This window comes from Paraburkholderia panacisoli, assembly GCF_008369935.1.
Classification (GTDB): domain Bacteria; phylum Pseudomonadota; class Gammaproteobacteria; order Burkholderiales; family Burkholderiaceae; genus Paraburkholderia; species Paraburkholderia panacisoli.
Genome location: NZ_VTUZ01000003.1, coordinates 384,479 through 402,836, shown reverse-complemented (window position 1 = coordinate 402,836; position 18,358 = coordinate 384,479). Strand labels below are relative to the sequence as shown.

Here is an 18,358-nt window from a genome sequence, read left to right as displayed (position 1 = left end):
CCCTACCGCATAACCCCAACGACACCCAACAGACCACCGAGCATCACCAGCCAGATCGGGTTGACGCGGGTCCAACTGACAACGACAACGGTAGCGAGCGTCGCCAATACGCGAATCACGTTCACATCCGTTTCGCGCGCAAACACATACGCCGCCGACGTCAGCAGACCAACCGTCACGGGCGCCAACCCGCGCCGGATCGCTGTCACGATGCGCGAGTGATTGCGCTGCTCGACCCAGTCGCTGACGAAATACGCGACGAGCGCCGACGGCACGATCTTCGCCACGGTGGTCACGAGCGCGCCCGCGAGTCCCGCCGCCTGAAAGCCGATCAGCGCGACGGCCATGCCGTTCGGTCCGGGCGCGGCCTGCGTGATCGAGAAGAATGTGACGAACTGCTGGGCGGTCACCCAGTGACGTGTGTCGACCGCGTATCGTTGTATGTCCGCGAGCGTCGCGTTCATCCCGCCCACCGCAAGCAGCGACCACACGGCGTTATGCACCGCGAGGTCCGCGAGTGTCGCCCACAGTTCGTTCATTGGTCTGCTCCATCGTCCGCACGCGGCGTGCGACTCGCCGCGCGATACATCAGCGACGCGCCGACGGGACCGAGAACCGCCAGCACCAGCAGCAATGGCAGCTTGAACACGCCGATCGCGAGAAACGTCGCGAGTACCAGCGCGAGGTTGCGAACGTCGCGCGGCAGACTGACAATCAGCTTGACCACCGTCGCGATCACGAGCCCCGTTGCGACCGGCATCAAGCCCGCGAACAGCCGTATCGTGATCGCTGCATTGCCCCAACGGGCGTACGCATACCCGAGCGCGATCGTGACGATCGTCGGCGCGAGATAGAGACCGCCAACGGCAAGCGCCGCGCCCATTGCACCGTGGAACTGCCGCCCCAGAATCGTCGCGATGTTCGACACGTTGGGTCCGGGCAGCAATTGCGCGAGCGGCAGCAGTTCCGTGAATTCGCGATCGCTCAGCCAGCCGCGCTTCTCGACGAGCATGCGTCTTGCCCACGGTAATACGCCGCCGAAACCGGTGAGCCCGATAAGAAAGAACGCAGTGAAAAGCGCGCCCGACGTCGGCCGCATGCGCGCGACAGGCTGCTCGATGACAGGACCGTTCAACTGGTCGACAGGTGGAGCATTCATTAATCGGTCCCGTCCGAAGCAAACCGGCTACATGGTTCGAAAAAATCCATCACGCGGCATGCAAACGCAAGAAGCGACGGCGCGCGCCTCAACGCAACGCCGCCGCCCTCCATCTCATGCAACGAAATGGACTCGCGCTCAGATCTTCGCGGTCTCGTACGTCGCCGGATGGAAGATCTCCTCAACCGTCAACAGACGCTTCGACAGACCCTGCGAATGGTGATGCCTCAGGAAAGTCTCGAGCGTCGTGCGGTTCGGTGCAATGCCGTACGGCCAGTGATCGTCGCCGAGCAGCTCACGCGCGGCCTTCAACTGTTCCTCGACGAACGGCAGCGTCACTTTCGTCGCCGACGTATCCGAGAGTTTGTCGAGTGCGATGCGCTTCGACGCCTCGAACGCCTTCAGCACGGCCGCGGGCAGCCACGGATGCGCCTGCGCGAGCGTCTTGCGAATGCCGACCACGTGCATGATCGGAAAGACGTTGGTGCGCCGGTAATAGTCCTTCGCGGCTTCGGTCGGATCGGGAAACAGCCAGCCGACGTGCGGATTCTTGCCCGCGCACGAAGGCGGGCGCGGCGCCATGAACGCATCGATGTCACCGCGATCCAGCATCGCGGAGATCGTGTCGCCTTCGGGCGCGGCTTCGAGGCGCACATCCGACGGCAACTGCAGCTTGATCTTCTCGGGCCGCCCCGGCTCGTCGATGCCGCCGCGCACCCACGTCACGTCTTCCGGCCTCACGCCGAAATCGTCCTGCAGCACCGCGCGCGCCCATACATTCGCCGTCAGCTGATACTCGGGAATGCCGATGCGCTTACCCTTCAGATCTTCCGGACGCTTGATGCGGTCCGTACGCACATATATCGACGTATGACGGAATGCGCGCGACAGGAACACAGGCACGGCGATATACGGACACGTGCCTTCCGCGTGCTTCACCGTGTAGCTGGAGAAAGAGAGTTCGCTGATATCGAACTCCTCGTTACGGAACGCGCGAAAGAACATCTCTTCCGGCGACAGCGTCATGAAAACAGGATCGACACCGTCGATCTGCACCTGCCCGGAAATGAGCGGGCGCGTGCGGTCGTAGTCGCCGGTGGCGATCGAGAGATTAAGTTTTCCGTTCATATTCAGGTAACCTGGATAGCAGTAAAAAAATCAGCACGCAGCGACGCTGCGTTGTACCTTGCGGCGCAGAAATTCGAAGTTCACGGAGAACTGTTCGGGGCGCGTGACGGTGTCGTGCAGGCGCTGGATGTCTTCGTCGGAGAAGCATTCGCCGACGCCGCCCGCGGCCTCGGTCATCAACTGGATCTTGCAGGCGTCTTCGAGCAGCAGCGCGAGCACGACCGCCTCGTCGATCGAGCGCCCCGTAACCGCCACGCCGTGATTGCGCATCAACACCGCCTTGCTGGACCCAAGCGCGCGCGCGACGCCCGCGCCCATGTCCGGCGTACGGATCAGGTTCATCGTGTCGGTGTAGTACGGCACGCCATCGGCGAAATGGCAGCTCGGCTGGCTGATCATTTTCAGCGGCTGTCCCGTCGCGGACAGCGCAACGGCGTGCGTCGGGTGCGAATGAATCACGCTCATCACATCGGGCCGCGCCTTGAAGATCTCCGAATGAATGAACACTTCGCTATGGCGCCGGCCCGCGCCGCCCACTTTCTCGCCGTCGAGATTGCACACGACGATGTTCTCCGGCGTGATCTCGTCGAAGCCGTGACTATGGGGCTTCATGAAAAAGTGGTCCGGGTCGCCCGGCACGCGGACCGATACGTGTCCGCGCGTCAGGTCGCCCTGTCCTTCCGCTTCGAGAATGCGGCCGGCGTCGATCAGTTTCTGCTTGGCTTCGTCTGCGTTCATGGTGTGCTTGCGCCTTTCAGGAGTGACGGCGGCGACGCTCGTCGAGCGCGGCCGCCCGGTGGTCAGAAGCGGCCCCCCACGGCTGCCTTCGCCTTGGCGAGCAGCGCGGGCGGTGTTTTATAGAGTTCGTCGAGCAGCTGATCGATACGCTCGGGCGGCACGGGCCGCACTTCGAGTCCGAGCCGCTTCGCTTCGGCGAGAAACGCGGGGTCTTTCATCGTCTGTGCAAACGCGCTGCGCAATGCAGCCGCGCGCTCCGGCGGCAGTCCCGGAGGCGCCGCGAACGGGCGCGCGAACGCCTGACTCGCGACGATCACCTTGAGCACCTGGCGCGTTTCGTCATTGGGTGCGAGATCGATCAGAAGCGGCACGTTCGGCAGATCCGGATGCTTTTCGAGCGCGACCTGCACGAGAATGTTGATCTTCCTGTCGCGGATCCAGTCGGGATGACGCACCTGGATCGTGCTCCACGACACGCCGCATTCGCCGTCGATCTCGCCGCGCTCCATCGCGAGCGCCGTTTCGTTGCTGCCTGGGTACCCCGTGACGATCTTCAGCTTCGAGTTGAACAGCGTCTTGATCGTCGAGGCCATCACGTCGGGATCGGAGCCCGCGCCCTGGCCGCCCATGCGCGATTCCTTGTTGACGAGGTCCTGAAACGTCTTGATCTGCGACGTATTCCACGTAATGCACAGGCTCACGTCGCTCGTGATGCTGCCGAGCCACGTCAGCTTGCGGGCATCGAAATTCGCGTCGCCGAGAAGCGGCTCTTCCGGCATCGTGCGGCCGAACGTGCCGAACGTCGTACCGTCCTTCGGCGCGACGCTGTACAGATAGTTGACGGCCTTCAGGCTGCCCGCGCCCGGCATGCTCTGCGGCGTGATCGTCGGCTTGCCGGGCAGATAGTTGCCGATGTATTTGCCAAGCAGGCGCGCATACGTGTCGTAGCCGCCGCCGACCGAATAGCCGATCGTCAGGTTGACGTTGCGGCCGCCGTAGAAGCTTTCGAGATTGTCCGCCGCGTAGCCGCTCGCGGGCAAATAGCATGCGGCAGCGAGGAACGCGAATGCCGCCGCGCGTGCGCGGCGCAACAGCGCGGTGCGCGTGGTCTTCATGTCCGCAGCGGCCGGAGCGCGCGATGGCCGGGATCGGAGGTGCTGCCGCGAGAAGCGTTTCATCGGATTGTCTCCTTCAGTATCAGCCGGCTTCGGCGCATGCGCTTTGCAGGCACTGGTGTGTTTCTGTTAAACCGCATGCCGTCGACCCACGAGGCCAACGAGACGTTCGCCATCTTGCGTGTCATACGAGACCACCCATCGCCCGCAGCTGCGGCACCAGATCGCCGAGCAGCGATGGCGGCCACGGCGTCGAGAAGATCCGGTCGAACACGAGCCACAGTGCGACGGTCATCGCAACCGAAAGCACGATCGCAATGCGCCAGCGCTCGCCGAATTCGAAGCGGGCTTGTAGCAGCATCATCACCAGCAGCGCGGGCAGCAGACCGACCAGCCACGCCAGCGCGAGCGCGCCGCCAATCGCAAGGAAGAACCGGAAGCCGCGCGCGCGAACCGTCGCGACGGGTAACGTCGATTCGATTTCAGGCTCGCCTGCTGACGACGCGAAGCGCGCCTGCGCCGGGTCCACCGCCGACGATCCCATCCGCGTCAATGCAAGCGCGTTCGCCGATGCAGACGGCGCAGCCGACACGGCGGGCGCCTCGACGGCCATCGCGCCCACCGCCGCAGCCGATACCGCCGGCACCACGTTCGGCACGAACTCCCGCCCGCCCCTCGACACATCGCGTGCGACCACCTGCTCGATCAGCACGAGGCACGAGAAGAACAGCGCAGCGCAGGCGGCCGTCATCGGCATCAGCTTCGCGCCGAAGGCCCAGTCGGACGCGGTCCAGATTGCCGCGATCACCGTGCAGATCAACACGATCGTGAACAGCGACTGGTGATCGAGACGCTTGATGCGAAACCGTGCACCCGATGCGAGCCGCCCCTGTTTTGCGGCGTGGCGCAGACCCTTGATCGACGGTCCAAGCACGACCCACAGCGCGGCGAGCAACACCACGACGACGATCGGTCGCGTGAACAGATGGATGCCGTAAATCTCGTTCGAAATGAAGTAATAGCGCTCGAAGATGCTGCCGAGCACGAGGCCGAGAATCAGCGGCGGCCGCGGCCAGTTCAGCCGCCGCATCACCCAGCCGATGAAGCCGAACAGCACCATCGAACACAGATCGCCCCAGCTCTGGCTGGCATTGAACGCGCCGAGAAAGATAATGCCGAGCACGAGCGGGATCAGCACGCCGACGCGCACCGTCGCGAGCCGCGAGAACAGTCCGCTGCCCGACAGGCAGATGATTGCGCCCATCACGTGCGAGATCGTCAGCGTCCAGATGATCGCGTAGGTGACGTCGAGATGCCTGGTCAGCATTTCGGGGCCCGGCGTAAAGCCGTGCATGATGAAAGCGCTCAGCAACAACGCCATTGATGCACCCGCCGGCATGCCGAACGCGATGGTCGGAATCAGATGACCGCCTTCTTTCGCGTTGTTCGAGCTCTCTGAAGCAATGACCCCGCGGATGTCACCCTTGCCGAAATTCTCGGGGTTCTTCTCGGTGCGAATCGCGTGACCGTACGCCATCCAGTCGATCACCGCCGAGCCGATTCCGGGCACCGCGCCAAGCAACGCGCCCAAACCGCTGCAACGCAGAATCAGCCACCAGTGGCGCGCCGCGTCGCGTACGCCGTCCCACTGCGTGCTCGGCTTGCCAGCGATTGCGCCGTCTGCGCGCGAGATGCTCGAACGCTCGATCGCCATCTCGGCCAGTTCCGGCAACGCGAAAATACCGAGCGTGACCGGCACGAGCGGCAGGTGGTCCCACAGATACAGCGAGCCGAACGTCCAGCGCAGCGTGCCCGTCTGCGGATCGGAGCCGATCAGCGACAGCATCAGCCCGAACGACGCAACGGCCAGCCCCTTGATCGGCGCCTTGCCGCTCAGCACGGCCACCATCGAGAGACCGAAGATGCACAACGCGAGCAGCTCGGCCGAGCCGATATAGAGCACGGCAATGCGCAGCACCGGAATCGCGACCGCCAGCAGCAACGCGCCGAAAATCCCACCCGCGAGCGACGACGCATAGCCCGCGCCGAACGCACGTTTCGCTTCGCCGCGCCTCGCGAGCGGATGACCGTCGAGCACGGTGGCCGCCGCGCCGACCGTACCCGGCACGCCGAACAGCACGGCGGGAATGAAGTCCGACACCGTCGTCACGGCGGCCATGCCGAGCAGCAGCGCGAACGCGGTATAGCCGTCGAGGTGATAGGTGAACGGAATCAGCAGCGCGAGTCCGACGATTCCGCCCAGCCCCGGCACGACACCGAGCGCCAGCCCGAGCACGACGCCGCCCAGCATGATCGCGAGACGCAGCGGGTCGAGGACCAGCGTTAGTGCATGAATCGCCGCGGCGCCCATCAGAAAGCCCTCCCGCAGAACCAACCTTGCGCCACTGAACCACTCGTATCCATGGGGTGTCTCCGGTTCGTGTCCGGCTGTGCCGCCGGACTTCTGTTCAGGCCTGCCTGCTGCTCGTGACCGCAGGCGATACGCGGCGATCCGTTACCGCGCCACCCGCGCACTGCGATGACTTGCGTTACTGCGTTGCCTCTTCCTCCGTGCGCTGCCCATCGAATAGCCGCACGACGTCCTGTGCGATCGGCGAATACTTCGCGTGCGTGCGCAGCATGAAGCTCGCGAAGCCGTCGCTGTTGTGATGTTTCTTGCGCTCGTTCGGCAGGTCGATGCGCACGTTGCGCGCGGGATCGCGAACGATGCCCATCGGGTCCTCGCCCTGCTCGACCTTTTTCATTTCGCGCCGCAGAACGCGCCGGTAGATCGCGATGCCCTGATCGGTGGAGCCGAGGTTTTCGCGCGTGCGATCGGCGATCGCGCCCTGCGTGACCCACGCCATCATGTCCTGCCCGTCGACGTTATCGACGATGAATTCGCCGTGCTCGTCCTTGAACGGCACGTCATACACGTGCACCTTGTCGGTCAGATGCTTCGGCACGTCGGCGCCCTGCGGCGGCATGTACGCGTTGTACCAGAGGTGCAGCGTGTGCTCGTCGTCGACGGGCACGCGAATCTGGAACGAGTAGTAGCGCGACGCTTCGTCGCCATTGCCGACCGCCAGCATGTTCGGAAACACGATCGGATGACCGATGCGCCAATCGTCCGAATCTTCCGAATGCCCGGCGAGCAGCCGATGCTTGGTGATGCCGAACTCGAATTCGTTGAAGGCGATCTTTTCGTGCTTCGCGCTGATCGCGACCTTCACGCCTTCCTGCTCTTTCAGGAACTCGTAGTGGTGACCATGCAGCCACTCGGTATGAATCGGGTCGAGCGAGTTCTCCATGATCTGCAGCCAGTTCACCGGCAACAGCGCGCGGCCCATCATGCGGATCGCGCCTTGCGCGACGAAACCGTCGAAACGCGGCAACAGGGGACGCGGCTCGGGGCCCATGTACGCGAACAGCAGGCCGCCGAGCTCCTCGACCGGATAAGCGTCCGTTGCGACCTTGTCGCGGAACGCACAGTTGTCGGGCTCGTTCGGCTGGCTCAGACACTTGCCTTGCGTGTCGAACTCCCAGCCGTGATACGGGCAGCGGATGCCGTCTTCGGTCGGAATGCCGTGCGCAAACGACGCGCGGCGATGCGGACACTGCTCCGCGATCAGGCCCAGCTTGCCCTGGCGATTCCTGAACAGCACCAGATCCTCTCCAAGCAGACGCACGCGCCTGGTCCAGCGGTTTTCCAGCTCGGACGCGGCGCCGATCGGTTGCCAGTAGCGGCGCATCAGATTGCCCATCGGCGTTCCGGGACTTACTCGCGTGAGGCTTTCGTTCTGTTCTGCGGTCAGCATGGTCTTCAAATTCCCTGGGTTGCAATGAAGCCGGTTGATCGATCGACGCTGTGCAACGCCCCGGCGATGGCTGCGTCGGTTCTCGAAGGGCAGAATATACTTAGGTCACTAAGTATCAATAATGGAAAACACCGAGACCCCTCGGCGAGGCCCTTCCGATGCCGTGCCAAGCCCTTATCTGGTGTGGCTTTGACCGTGCGCAAAAAGATCACGGGCAGGCCTCTGCTGACATTGCATGGTTGACACGCTAAACTTAGCCACCTAATTTATGAAACGCATGTGCACGCACATGCACCGACCCAGGTGATTGCATGAGCAAAAGTGAAAAGAATCCGCGCGAACCGATGCCGGGCACGCTGCGCCACTGGCGCGAAGCACTGCCCGAAGAACGGATGGCGCATCTCGTGAAAGACACCGCGCGCGGCTTCTCGCGTTCGTTGCAGGCGAGGCTGCGAGAACATGCGGTGCAGTACGGACATTGGACGTTCCTGCGCATCCTGTGGCAAACCGACGGTCTTACGCAGCGCCAGTTGAGTGAACAGGCGGGCGTGGCCGAGCCCACGACTTTTTCCGCGCTAAAGACAATGGAATCGCTTGGATACCTGACGCGCCAGAAGCTGCCCGACAACCGCAAACAGGTGCGCATTTTCCTGACGCCGAAAGGCGCGAGCCTGCGCGCGCTGCTCGTGCCCAAGGCCGTCGACGTGAACCGCATCGCGCTGGCCGGCATCTCCACAGAAGACATTGCCGCCACTCGCCGCACGCTGCTCGCGATGATCGAAAACCTCGCCGGCGATGAAGCCGCGGCTGGCCGCAGCGACGACGATACGTCCGCGAGCCGTGCATCGAATGGCAGCGTGAACTGGCCGGGCGATGCGTTGAACGGCGACGCGTCATGAGCAGCGCGGCACACGAGCCCGCCGTGCGCATCGGCATTGTCGGTTTCGGCACGGCCGGACGCGCGTTCGTGCCCGCCATTCATGCGCATCGCGGCTTCGCGCTGACGGCGATCGTCGATCCCGCCGAAACAGTGCGACGAGCCGCCGTCGATGAATTCGGTGTCGCCGCCTATGAAAGTCTCGAAGCGCTGCTCGAGCACGCGGACGTCGATGCGATCTACGTCGCCTCGCCGACCGCGCTGCATCGCGCGCAGGTTCTGCTCGCCTGCGGCGCGCGCAAGCATGTACTCGTCGAAAAGCCGATGGCCGCGAGTCTCGACGACGCGCGCGCGATGACCGCTGCCGCCTATGCCGCCGGCGTCGTGCTGCTCGTCGGTCATTCGCATAGCTACGATGCGCCGGTCCATGCGATGCGCGAACTGATCGACGGTGGCGAGCTGGGCCGCGTACGCATGGTCAATACGTGGTGCTTCACCGACTGGATCTACCGCCCGCGCCGCGCCGACGAACTCGACACGCAGCAAGGCGGCGGCGTGACGATGCGGCAGGGCTCGCATCAATTCGACATCATCCGGCTGTTGTGCGGGGGCCTCGCCCGCAGCGTGCGCGCCAGAACGTTCGACTGGGACCCGGAGCGCAGCGCGATTGGCGCGCATACGGTGTTCGTCGATTTCGCGGATGGCGCCGCCGCCACGGCGATCTACAACGGTTACGGCCACTTCTTCAGCACCGAGTTGTGCGAAGGCGTCGGCGAATGGGGCTTCATGAGCCCGGGACGTCCCGCCGCCGATGCGTCCACGCAAGCGGCCGGCGCACGGCGCCCGCGCACGCCCGAAGAGGAATTGCTCGCCAAACAGGCGCGCGCGAAACATGCGATTCCCGGCGACGCGCCGCATCAGCCCCACTTCGGGCTCACGATCGTCAGTTGCGAGCGCGGCGAGATTCGCCAGTCGCCGCAAGGCCTGATCGTCTATACGGATGCGGGCCGCACCGATCTGCCGCTGCCCGCGAGCCCATCGCCGCGCGCGCGCGTGATGGCCGAATTTCATGACGCGATTTGCCAACGCGCGGCCGCGGTGCACGACGGCCACTGGGGTGTCGCGAATCTCGAAGTCTGCGAGGCGGCGATTGCTTCGTCGATCCGCGGACGCGATGTCGAATTGAAGCATCAGGTGGCGTTGCGCGCGCAGCGATGATCGCGCGCGCAACGGTGCGCCTGACGGCGAACTGGCCGGATTTTTCCAAAGGCGGCAGCGCAGGCTGCCCGATTGACGATGACCGCTACCTCGATACCCACTGCCTTCACAGGCGCAGAAGACACTGACGTCGCCACGCTCGATGAAGCAGCCACGCGTCTCGACGCCAACGGCTTGCTGTCGCTCGACGTCACAGCGCGCAGCGAAATTGCCGAAGACATCCATCTGTTCGAACTGCGCGCGCCGGACGGTGCTGCGCCGCTGCCGCCATTCACGGCGGGCGCGCACGTGCTCGTGCGCACGCCTGCGGGCATCGAGCGCCGCTATTCGCTGTGCAACGCGCCCACCGAGCGCGACCGCTATCTGATCGCCGTGAAGTGCGACGCCACGGGACGCGGCGGGTCCGCGAGCATGACGCGCGACGTGCGCATCGGCACGCGCCTGCAAGTCGCGCCGCCGGAAAACTATTTCGCGCTGACGGACGACGCTTCGCGCTATCTGCTGATCGCGGGTGGCATCGGCATTACGCCGTTGCGTTCGATGATCGCCGAGCTCGAAGCGCGCGGCGCCGACTATCGCCTGCTGTACTGCACGCGCATGCCGGAATCGACCGCGTTTCTCGACGAACTGCGCGGCTCGGAACGCGTGATCGTGCATCACGACTTCGGCGAGCGCGACAGGTCGTTTGCGCTCGCGCCATATCTCGCCGCGCGCGACGGCAATACGCATCTGTATTGCTGCGGACCGCGTCCGTTGATGCAGGCGGTACGCGACGCGGCTTCGCATTGGCCGTCGGCCGCAGTGCATTTCGAGGACTTCGGCACCAGCGCGCATGTCAGCAATGACGCGGATGGCGGCGGCGACAAACCGTTCGTCGTGAAACTCGCCCGCAGCGGCCAGTGCGTGAACGTTGCACCGGAGCAGACCATACTCGAAGCGCTGCGCGACCATGGCATCGATACGCCGAGTTCGTGCGAAGCGGGCACATGCGGCTCGTGCCGGACGCGGCTGATTGCGGGCGAGGCCGATCATCGCGACTTCGTGCTCGACGAGGACGAATACGACAGCGCGATCATGATCTGCGTGTCGCGCGCGAAGTCCGACGAGATCGTGCTCGATCTCTGACGCGGCATCACGGCATGGCGGCGCATCATGGCGCCGCCTGCCACGCATCACGTGTTGGAACTGACGCATTGCGCGGGCGGTGCGTCAATAGAACTGGTCGAAGTGAACCTGCCCGAACGGCACCTTGCGGGCGAGCAGCGTGCGTTGAATTGCCTGACCCATCGCGGGCGGGCCGGCGAAGTAGATTTCCATGTCGCGCAACCGGTCGCCGAATATCGTATCGGCGAGTTCATGAACGAAGCCTACATGTCCTGTCCACGGCTCGCGCACGTCTTCATGCGCAACGTCCGACACCGAGGCCTCGAAGCGAAAGCGCTCGTCGAAGCCCGCCAGCGACGCGAGCATGTCGCGCCCGCACACGTCGCGCGGCGTGCGCCCGCCGTACAGGAAATGCAGCTTCACGCCGGCGAGCGCTGGTTCCACGGCAACGCCGCGCGCAATCGAAATCATCGGCGCGAGACCCGAGCCGCCCGCGACGCACAGCACGTCGCGCGTCACGTTGCGGCGCAGATAGGCCATCCCATACGGCCCGTCGATCTCAACCTGCGCGCCCGTTGCGAGTCCGTCGAACAGCACGCCGCTGCCCTGCCCGTTCGGCACGCGGCGCACCTGAAAATGCAGCATGCGCGTGTCGTCCGCGCTGTCGCTCGTCGCGATGTTACTCATCGAGTATGCGCGCACGCCGCTCACACCGGGCAGGTTCAGCAGCGCATACTGGCCCGGCTCGAACGGCATGTCCGCGCACAGCGCAAAGCGGAATTCCTCGATGTCGTGCGTGATCGAACAGCGCCCCGCGAGCGTGCCCGTCACCCGCCGCGGCGGATGCACGGGCTCGTATTGCGGCGACGTCCTCAGCTTGATCGTGCAGTCACCGCGCGGCACGCACTGACAGCCCAGATAGCGGTTGCGCGCGCGGTCCTTGTCGGTCCAGGCGGGCGCCTCGCTCCACTTCATGTCCACCGCGCCGTCGATCAGCTCGAACTTGCAGTTGCCGCAAGCGCCGACGTTGCACTCGTACGGAAACGCGATGCCCGAGCGCAATGCCGAGCGCAACACGGAGTCGTGCTCATCGCAGTGGAACGAAACATCGGTGCCAGCCAGTGTGATGCGATGAGCAGTGTCGGACATGCGACTTTCCCTTTCAGATGGACTTTACATAGGCGGCCGGTACCCCAGAGTGGAGGAGATGCCTTCCGCCGCATTCAACAGGTGCGGCACGCATGCGCGCAGCGCCTTCTTACTGAGCCGCTGCGACGGTCCGCCGACGCCGACCGCGGCGACCACGTTGCCCGACACGTCGCGCACCGGCGCCGCAATGCCGCGCATGCCGATTTCCGACTCCTCGTCGTCGATCGAATAGTTCTCGCGGCGCACCTTTTCGAGCGTCTTCAGGAACACCTGCGTATCCGTATTCGTGTTCGGCGTGCGCGCCACCAGCCCCGCCTTCAGCACGCGCGCCACCACGTCCGGCGTGCGGAACGCGAGCAGCACGTGACCTTCCGCGGTACAGAAAGCCGGCTTGCGCACACCGATGTACGAGCGCATGCGGATCGCCTGATCGCTTTCGAGGTTGAACAGATAGACGATGTTGGTGTCGTCGAGCACCGCGAGATGCACGGTCTCCCCCGTGTGCTCGCGCAACACGTGCAGGAACGGCACCGCCTGCCTCGACACGTCGAACCGCCGCCGCACCAGCGCACCCAGCGTGAACAACTGAATGCCGAGCCGGTAACGCCCGTTCTCCTCGTTCTGTTCGAGCAACCCTTCCGCGACCAGCGTCGTCGCGAGACGGTGGACCGTGCTCTTCGCCAGCCCCATCCGCTTCGCGAGATTGCTGATGCCGATCTCCGGTTCCTGCTCCGAAAACACCTTCAGCAGTCGAATCGCCGCCGTCACCGACGACAGACGGCCATCGCCCGTTTCGCTCTTTCCTTCAGACGCCGCCTGCACATCCGAACTTTGCATGAATATACCCCAGCTGTTATCAATTGGAACAACGTTCCATATATAAGAACACACCAGCTGCTAAATCATCGCTCGTCGATGCGTGCGCGAGCAATGGCGCGGCGGCGTGCATCGCCTCTGTCCCTATGATACGCGAGCCGTCCCGGCGTCGACGATATGGAGCGTTCCTTTAGCGTGCGACGGTTTCCAGAAGCGCACATATCGTTCGTTCCAGCCGCTTGGTTCCATATGCAGTGACGACGTTCCGTCCAGCGTAACGAAACCTTCTCGTAATGAGTACATACCCTGGCGGTCGCGTCCTTGACTTAGATCCCTAAACAAAACAAACTGCCTTCATACTTTTATGCGGACCGACGTTCCGTATAAGAGAACATCAAGCACGAGTTGTTGCAGTATTGCCTCAGCTTCATCGAAGACGGTTTGAACGGCATCAGGGCAGTAGACCGCGCAGCGCAGGTATTGCACGTCACGCTCCATCCTGCGCACCGAATGCGTGCGTTGTATTGAGGCCTCCAGATGTTCGCGCGAAGCCGTGGACCAGTCCGCAGAAAAATCAAACCCGGCAATCGACCGGGACACCCATATCAATCAATGGATGGAGACGTCATGAAGAAGACTGTTGCGCTGCTCGCGCTGCCTGTTCTCGCCGGGACCGCGCACGCTCAAAGTTCGGTCACGCTGTACGGCCTGGTCGACGCGGGCATCGTGTACATCAACAATCAGTCGGGACATTCCAATGTCCAGATGGTGAACGGACAAACGAACGGCAGCCGCGTCGGCTTTCGCGGGGCCGAAGATCTGGGCGGCGGCATGAAGGCGATCTTCACGCTGGAGAACGGTTTCGATTCGTCGAACGGCAAACTGCTGCAAGGCAGCCGTCTGTTCGGCCGCCAGGCGTTCGTCGGCCTGGAGACGCCCTACGGTTCGGTCACGATGGGCCGCCAGTATGATCCGATGACACGCTATATCGGCGAGATCGCAGCGACATCGATGTGGGCGTGGGTCGGGACCCACCCCGGTGACTTCGACAACCTGAATTCGAACTTCCGCGTCAACAACTCGATCGAGTACCGGTCGCCGACGTTCCACGGGCTCACCATCGACGGGATTTTCGCGCCGGGCGGCACGCCCGGCAACTTCGCGACGAACCAGATTTACACGGTCGGCGCCAACTATCAGAACGGCCCCGTCACAGTCGCGCTGGCCTACGACCATGTGAACACGCCCGCGACTTCCGCCTTCGACGGCACTACCGCGCCAGGTCAGCCCGGCTTCACGTCGCCCGGCAAGAGCCCCGTGTTCAGCGGCTATCTGTCCGCGAACTCGATGGATATTTTCGGTGCAGCCATTGCGTACACGCTCGGCTCCGCCAAGTTCGGCTTTGTCTATACACATACGTCCTTTAACGACATCCTGCGCACGCCAACCACGCCAAACACGGGTTCCGCGATCTTCAACAGCTATGAAGTGAACGCGCGCTACTGGTTCACGCCCGCCTTCCTCGTCGGCGTGTCGTTCGACTACACAAATGCCGAGACGGCCAAATACGAGCAGGTCAATTTCGGCCCCGACTACTTCCTGTCCAAACGCACCGACGTACTCGCGGTCGGCGTATGGCAGCACGCTTCGGGCATCGACTCGACCGGCCATCCCGCCGTGGCCGCGATCGGTTCGCTCGGCCAGTCGACCACGCCGAACCAGGTCGCCGTCAAGTTTTCGCTGCGGCATCGTTTCTGACGCCGTATTCGATCAGCAGCAACCATCCCGCATGGGAACGATGTAAACCGCTAAGGGGAGAACAACGGGTGAAGAGGATCGTATCGATATGCAAGGTCGTCGTGGCCGTCGCGTTGTGCGGCGCCGGCGCCGCTCATGCGGCCACGCCGACCGTGGTGCACGTCGGCATTGCGAACGCGAGCAGCGACGTCGCGTTCTTTATCGCCGACAAGAAGGGGTATTTCCGCGCCGAAGGCATCGACGCACGCTTCGTCCCGTTCGACTCCGGCGCGAAGATGGTCGCCCCGCTCGGCGCAGGCCAGCTCGACGTCGCCGGCGGCTCGCCGTCGGCGGGTCTGTACAACGCGGTGATGCGCGGCATCGGCATCAAGATCGTCGCGGACAAGGGCTCGACCCCGCCCGGCTACGGCTACCAGCCGCTGCTGGTGCGCAAGGATCTCGTCGCAAGCGGGCGCTACAAGACGCTCGCCGATCTGAAGGGGATGAAGGTCGCGGGCAGCGCGACCGGCAGCGCATCCACGTCGACGATGAACGAGGCGCTGAAAAAAGCCGGACTCAAACCGGGCGACGTCGAGCGCATCTACCTCGGCTTTCCGCAGCACGTGATGGCGCTGGAAAACAAGGCCGTCGATGCCGCGTTGACCACCGAACCGTCCGCCACCGAAGCCGTGCGCAGCGGCGCCGCAGTACGCGTGATGGGCGACGACCAGATCTATCCGAATCACCAGTTGGCCGTCGTCCTCTATTCCAATACGTTTATCCACGATCATCCGGCTACCGCGAAAGCGTTCATGCGCGCATACCTGCGCGCGGTGCGCGACTACAACGACGCACTGAAGGACGGCAAGATCGCCGGCCCCAACGCGGATGAAGTGATCGCGATCCTCACGCAGTACACCTCGATCAAGGACCCCTCCGTCTATCGCACGATCGTCCCGCAAGGCACGAACCCCGACGGCAAGGTGAACATCGCGAGCCTCGAAAACGATCTCGCGTACTTCAGGAGCCAGGGTGTCGTGAAAGGCAACGTGAGCGTCGCGCAGGTCGTCGATACGTCGTTCGTCGACCAGGCGGACGCCGCGCTCGGCCCCTACCAGCCGCGCGCGAAATAGGAGACAGTGTTCATGGCTACACCGCTGATCGAACCGCAGCACGCGGCCGGGGAAGTCCCCGTCAAGATCCGCCTGCATCAATTGACCAAATCGTTCGAGACGGCGGGCGGCACCGTCACCGCGCTCGACAACATATCGCTCGATATTCCGAGCGGCTGCTTCTTCATGATCGTCGGCCCGAGCGGCTGCGGCAAGACGACGTTGCTGCGCATTCTCGCGAATCTCGAAGCGCCGACGAGCGGCACCGTCGAGATTGCGTCGCCCGCGGAATTCCGTCCTGGCAATTCGATGGTCTTCCAGGGCGATTCGCTGTTTCCGTGGATGACAGTGTTCGACAACGCGGCCTACGGGCTCGCGTTGCGTCACGTGCCGAAAGCGGAGATTCGCGAGACGGTCGACTATTACCTGAGCCGCACCGGCCTGAAGCGGTTCGCGAACGCGTATCCGCATCAGCTGTCGGGCGGCATGCGGCAGCGCGTGTCGATCGTGCGCGCGTTCGCAAACGATCCCGACATCCTGCTGATGGACGAGCCGTTCTCCGCGCTCGACGAGCAGAACAAGCTGCTGCTACAGGAAGAACTGCTGCGCATCTGGGACGAAACCCGCAAGACGGTGCTGTTCATTACGCACAGCGTCGACGAAGCCGCGACGCTCGGCGATCGCATCATGATCATGACGGCGCAGCCGGGCTGCACGAAGCAGATCGTCGACGTGCCGTTCGCGCGGCCGCGCTCGGTGCTCGAACTGCGGGCACGTCCCGAATACGGCGAATTCGTTTATTCCATCTGGGGACAGTTGCGCGACGAAGTGGAGCGCGCGCGATCCCGCGATCTCAATGAGAAGAAGGTATGAAGACTGCACAACAACTGACGGCGAACGATGCACCCAGGCGCTGCCGCAAGAAGCGGACAAAGCGCGTGAGCAACAAGCTGCGCGACCGCCTGATCAGTATTGCTTCGCCAATCGTGCTGCTGCTCATGTGGCAGATCGCGGCGCAGGCCGGCATGATCGACGAGCGCTTCTTCCCGGCGCCGACGAAGATCTTCGCGACGTTCGTCTCGCTCGTCGACGACGGTTCGCTTTGGGACAACACGTCGGCGACGCTGCTACGGCTGTTCTGGGGCGCGCTGATCGGCGGGATACCCGCGTTGCTGCTCGGCGTCGCGACCGGCCTCTCGCGTCCGCTGCGTGCGGTGTTCGATCCGCTGATCGCCGCGACCTACCCGGTGCCCAAGAGCGCGATCTTTCCGCTGCTGTTGCTGATCTGCGGACTCGGCGAAGCGTCGAAGATCGCGATGGTCGCGATTGGCGTGTTCTACCCCGTGCTCATCAATACGACGACGGGCGTGCTCGAAATCAACAAGATCTATCTGGACGTCGGCCGCAATTTCCGCGCGAGCCGCTGGCAGGTGTTTCGCACGATCGCGTTGCCAGGCGCGGTGCCGCACATCATGAGCGGCATCAAGCTCGGCCTGGGTCTCGGGCTGATGCTGATCGCAATTGCCGAGATGATCGGCTCGAAGAGCGGCCTCGGCTACATGATCTGGGATGCCTGGGAATTGCTGTCGGTCGAGCAGATGTATGTCGGCCTGCTCGTCATCGCGTTTCTCGGCTACGGCATGTCGCTGCTGCTAACAGAACTCGAACGCAAACTGATTCCATGGAAAGGACGCTGAACATGAGCGAGTTCATTGAACAGAAACAGCGGCTCGTCGACGCGATCATGATGCTGGAGCGCGCCGAGGTGATCGATTTCAACGGCCATTTCAGCTGGCGCGTGCCGGGCCGCGATCATCTGCTGATCAATTCGGGGAAATCGGTGCGCAGCGCGCTCACCGTCGACGATATCGTCACGATCGACTTCGACGGCAATCTGATCGAAGGCGATGCGGTGCCACCGATGGAGTTTCCGATCCACGCGGAAATCTACCGCAGACGCGCCGATGTGCAATCGGTCGTGCATACGCATCCGGTATGGTCGACGCTTTTCAGCATGACGGGCCGCCACGTCGAGCCCGTCATCATGCAGGCGGCCGTATTGGGCGAAATCCGCCGCTTCGGCAAAACCGCATCGATCAACAAGAAGCCGCTTGCGGAGGAACTGGCCGACGTGCTCGGTCCGCATCGTGTCGCGATGCTGAAATCGCATGGCGCCGTGATTGCCGCCGAAGGGATACTCGAAGCCTTCGTACTCGCGTTTTATCTGGAAGAAAACGCGCATCGCCAGTACCTCGCGCTGCAGCTCGGCGAACCGATGGTGCTGTCGCCCGAACAGGTCGAGACGATCGGGCGCAATCTGTGGAAGCCCAATCTGTTGCAGAAGGTCTGGGACTATCACGCCGGCAAAATGTGGCGGGAGCGCTGAT

General features: G+C 63.6%; 17 protein-coding genes. 8 read left to right on the top strand and 9 right to left on the bottom strand.

Annotated elements, in window-relative coordinates:
- Positions 1-2: 2 nt before the first annotated feature.
- The 7 genes from FVF58_RS06590 to FVF58_RS06560 all read right to left on the bottom strand — a co-directional run bounded on the left by FVF58_RS06590 (position 3) and on the right by FVF58_RS06560 (position 7,958).
- Positions 3-539 carry a chromate transporter gene (locus FVF58_RS06590; RefSeq protein ID WP_246216955.1) on the bottom strand — a complete coding sequence of 179 codons (537 nt, stop codon included), beginning with the start codon at positions 537-539 and terminating at the stop codon, positions 3-5.
- Positions 536-1,159 carry a chromate transporter gene (locus FVF58_RS06585; RefSeq protein ID WP_149669068.1) on the bottom strand — a complete coding sequence of 208 codons (624 nt, stop codon included), beginning with the start codon at positions 1,157-1,159 and terminating at the stop codon, positions 536-538. The genes FVF58_RS06590 and FVF58_RS06585 overlap by 4 nt, the downstream gene beginning before the upstream one ends.
- Positions 1,160-1,297: 138 nt before the next feature.
- Positions 1,298-2,287: an ABC transporter substrate-binding protein gene (locus FVF58_RS06580; protein ID WP_149669067.1), complete on the bottom strand. Its 990-nt coding sequence runs from the start codon at positions 2,285-2,287 to the stop codon at positions 1,298-1,300.
- A gap of 30 nt (positions 2,288-2,317) precedes the next feature.
- Positions 2,318-3,025: a class II aldolase/adducin family protein gene (locus tag FVF58_RS06575; protein WP_149669066.1), complete on the bottom strand. Its 708-nt coding sequence runs from the start codon at positions 3,023-3,025 to the stop codon at positions 2,318-2,320.
- A gap of 62 nt (positions 3,026-3,087) precedes the next feature.
- A complete protein-coding gene (locus FVF58_RS06570; protein ID WP_246216954.1) occupies positions 3,088-4,203 on the bottom strand; it encodes a Bug family tripartite tricarboxylate transporter substrate binding protein in 1,116 nt (371 codons plus the stop codon).
- A gap of 121 nt (positions 4,204-4,324) precedes the next feature.
- Positions 4,325-6,511 carry a tripartite tricarboxylate transporter permease gene (locus tag FVF58_RS06565; protein WP_149669156.1) on the bottom strand — a complete coding sequence of 729 codons (2,187 nt, stop codon included), beginning with the start codon at positions 6,509-6,511 and terminating at the stop codon, positions 4,325-4,327.
- A gap of 178 nt (positions 6,512-6,689) precedes the next feature.
- Positions 6,690-7,958 carry an aromatic ring-hydroxylating dioxygenase subunit alpha gene (locus FVF58_RS06560; RefSeq protein WP_149669065.1) on the bottom strand — a complete coding sequence of 423 codons (1,269 nt, stop codon included), beginning with the start codon at positions 7,956-7,958 and terminating at the stop codon, positions 6,690-6,692.
- Positions 7,959-8,269: 311 nt separating this feature from the next.
- Between FVF58_RS06560 and FVF58_RS06555 the strand changes: the two genes are divergently transcribed.
- From FVF58_RS06555 to FVF58_RS06545, 3 genes are all read left to right on the top strand, one after another.
- Positions 8,270-8,857, top strand: a complete 588-nt coding sequence (locus FVF58_RS06555) for a MarR family winged helix-turn-helix transcriptional regulator (protein ID WP_149669064.1) — start codon at positions 8,270-8,272, stop codon at positions 8,855-8,857.
- Positions 8,854-10,053, top strand: a complete 1,200-nt coding sequence (locus FVF58_RS06550) for a Gfo/Idh/MocA family oxidoreductase (protein WP_149669063.1) — start codon at positions 8,854-8,856, stop codon at positions 10,051-10,053. The genes FVF58_RS06555 and FVF58_RS06550 overlap by 4 nt, the downstream gene beginning before the upstream one ends.
- Positions 10,054-10,131: 78 nt before the next feature.
- Positions 10,132-11,178, top strand: a complete 1,047-nt coding sequence (locus FVF58_RS06545) for a PDR/VanB family oxidoreductase (protein ID WP_149669062.1) — start codon at positions 10,132-10,134, stop codon at positions 11,176-11,178.
- An 84-nt stretch (positions 11,179-11,262) separates the two neighbouring features.
- Here the strand turns inward: FVF58_RS06545 and FVF58_RS06540 are convergent, their stop codons facing one another.
- Together FVF58_RS06540 and FVF58_RS06535 are read right to left on the bottom strand one after the other, a co-directional pair.
- Positions 11,263-12,306, bottom strand: coding sequence for a 2Fe-2S iron-sulfur cluster-binding protein (locus tag FVF58_RS06540; RefSeq protein WP_149669061.1), 1,044 nt, complete (start codon positions 12,304-12,306; stop codon positions 11,263-11,265).
- A gap of 24 nt (positions 12,307-12,330) precedes the next feature.
- Positions 12,331-13,143, bottom strand: coding sequence for an IclR family transcriptional regulator (locus FVF58_RS06535; protein WP_149669060.1), 813 nt, complete (start codon positions 13,141-13,143; stop codon positions 12,331-12,333).
- A 606-nt stretch (positions 13,144-13,749) separates the two neighbouring features.
- Between FVF58_RS06535 and FVF58_RS06530 the strand changes: the two genes are divergently transcribed.
- The 5 genes from FVF58_RS06530 to FVF58_RS06510 all read left to right on the top strand — a co-directional run bounded on the left by FVF58_RS06530 (position 13,750) and on the right by FVF58_RS06510 (position 18,357).
- Positions 13,750-14,880: a porin gene (locus FVF58_RS06530; RefSeq protein WP_149669059.1), complete on the top strand. Its 1,131-nt coding sequence runs from the start codon at positions 13,750-13,752 to the stop codon at positions 14,878-14,880.
- A gap of 68 nt (positions 14,881-14,948) precedes the next feature.
- Positions 14,949-15,992 carry an ABC transporter substrate-binding protein gene (locus FVF58_RS06525; protein WP_246216952.1) on the top strand — a complete coding sequence of 348 codons (1,044 nt, stop codon included), beginning with the start codon at positions 14,949-14,951 and terminating at the stop codon, positions 15,990-15,992.
- A 12-nt stretch (positions 15,993-16,004) separates the two neighbouring features.
- A complete protein-coding gene (locus FVF58_RS06520) occupies positions 16,005-16,844 on the top strand; it encodes an ABC transporter ATP-binding protein (protein ID WP_149669058.1) in 840 nt (279 codons plus the stop codon).
- Positions 16,841-17,668, top strand: coding sequence for an ABC transporter permease (locus tag FVF58_RS06515; RefSeq protein WP_149669057.1), 828 nt, complete (start codon positions 16,841-16,843; stop codon positions 17,666-17,668). Before FVF58_RS06520 ends, FVF58_RS06515 begins: the two co-directional genes overlap by 4 nt.
- Positions 17,669-17,670: 2 nt before the next feature.
- Positions 17,671-18,357 (top strand): class II aldolase/adducin family protein, encoded by a 687-nt coding sequence (locus FVF58_RS06510; protein ID WP_149669056.1) that lies wholly within the window; start codon positions 17,671-17,673, stop codon positions 18,355-18,357.
- Position 18,358: the final 1 nt, after the last annotated feature.

Excerpts from the sequence above, each read along its gene's own strand:
- FVF58_RS06590 (WP_246216955.1), bottom strand. The coding sequence starts at position 539 with ATGAACGAACTGTGGGCGACACTCGCGGACCTCGCGGTGCATAACGCC.
- FVF58_RS06585 (WP_149669068.1), bottom strand. The coding sequence starts at position 1,159 with ATGAATGCTCCACCTGTCGACCAGTTGAACGGTCCTGTCATCGAGCAG.
- FVF58_RS06580 (WP_149669067.1), bottom strand. The coding sequence starts at position 2,287 with ATGAACGGAAAACTTAATCTCTCGATCGCCACCGGCGACTACGACCGC.
- FVF58_RS06575 (WP_149669066.1), bottom strand. The coding sequence starts at position 3,025 with ATGAACGCAGACGAAGCCAAGCAGAAACTGATCGACGCCGGCCGCATT.
- FVF58_RS06570 (WP_246216954.1), bottom strand. The coding sequence starts at position 4,203 with ATGAAACGCTTCTCGCGGCAGCACCTCCGATCCCGGCCATCGCGCGCT.
- FVF58_RS06565 (WP_149669156.1), bottom strand. The coding sequence starts at position 6,511 with ATGGGCGCCGCGGCGATTCATGCACTAACGCTGGTCCTCGACCCGCTG.
- FVF58_RS06560 (WP_149669065.1), bottom strand. The coding sequence starts at position 7,958 with ATGCTGACCGCAGAACAGAACGAAAGCCTCACGCGAGTAAGTCCCGGA.
- FVF58_RS06555 (WP_149669064.1), top strand. The coding sequence starts at position 8,270 with ATGAGCAAAAGTGAAAAGAATCCGCGCGAACCGATGCCGGGCACGCTG.
- FVF58_RS06550 (WP_149669063.1), top strand. The coding sequence starts at position 8,854 with ATGAGCAGCGCGGCACACGAGCCCGCCGTGCGCATCGGCATTGTCGGT.
- FVF58_RS06545 (WP_149669062.1), top strand. The coding sequence starts at position 10,132 with ATGACCGCTACCTCGATACCCACTGCCTTCACAGGCGCAGAAGACACT.
- FVF58_RS06540 (WP_149669061.1), bottom strand. The coding sequence starts at position 12,306 with ATGTCCGACACTGCTCATCGCATCACACTGGCTGGCACCGATGTTTCG.
- FVF58_RS06535 (WP_149669060.1), bottom strand. The coding sequence starts at position 13,143 with ATGCAAAGTTCGGATGTGCAGGCGGCGTCTGAAGGAAAGAGCGAAACG.
- FVF58_RS06530 (WP_149669059.1), top strand. The coding sequence starts at position 13,750 with ATGAAGAAGACTGTTGCGCTGCTCGCGCTGCCTGTTCTCGCCGGGACC.
- FVF58_RS06520 (WP_149669058.1), top strand. The coding sequence starts at position 16,005 with ATGGCTACACCGCTGATCGAACCGCAGCACGCGGCCGGGGAAGTCCCC.
- FVF58_RS06515 (WP_149669057.1), top strand. The coding sequence starts at position 16,841 with ATGAAGACTGCACAACAACTGACGGCGAACGATGCACCCAGGCGCTGC.
- FVF58_RS06510 (WP_149669056.1), top strand. The coding sequence starts at position 17,671 with ATGAGCGAGTTCATTGAACAGAAACAGCGGCTCGTCGACGCGATCATG.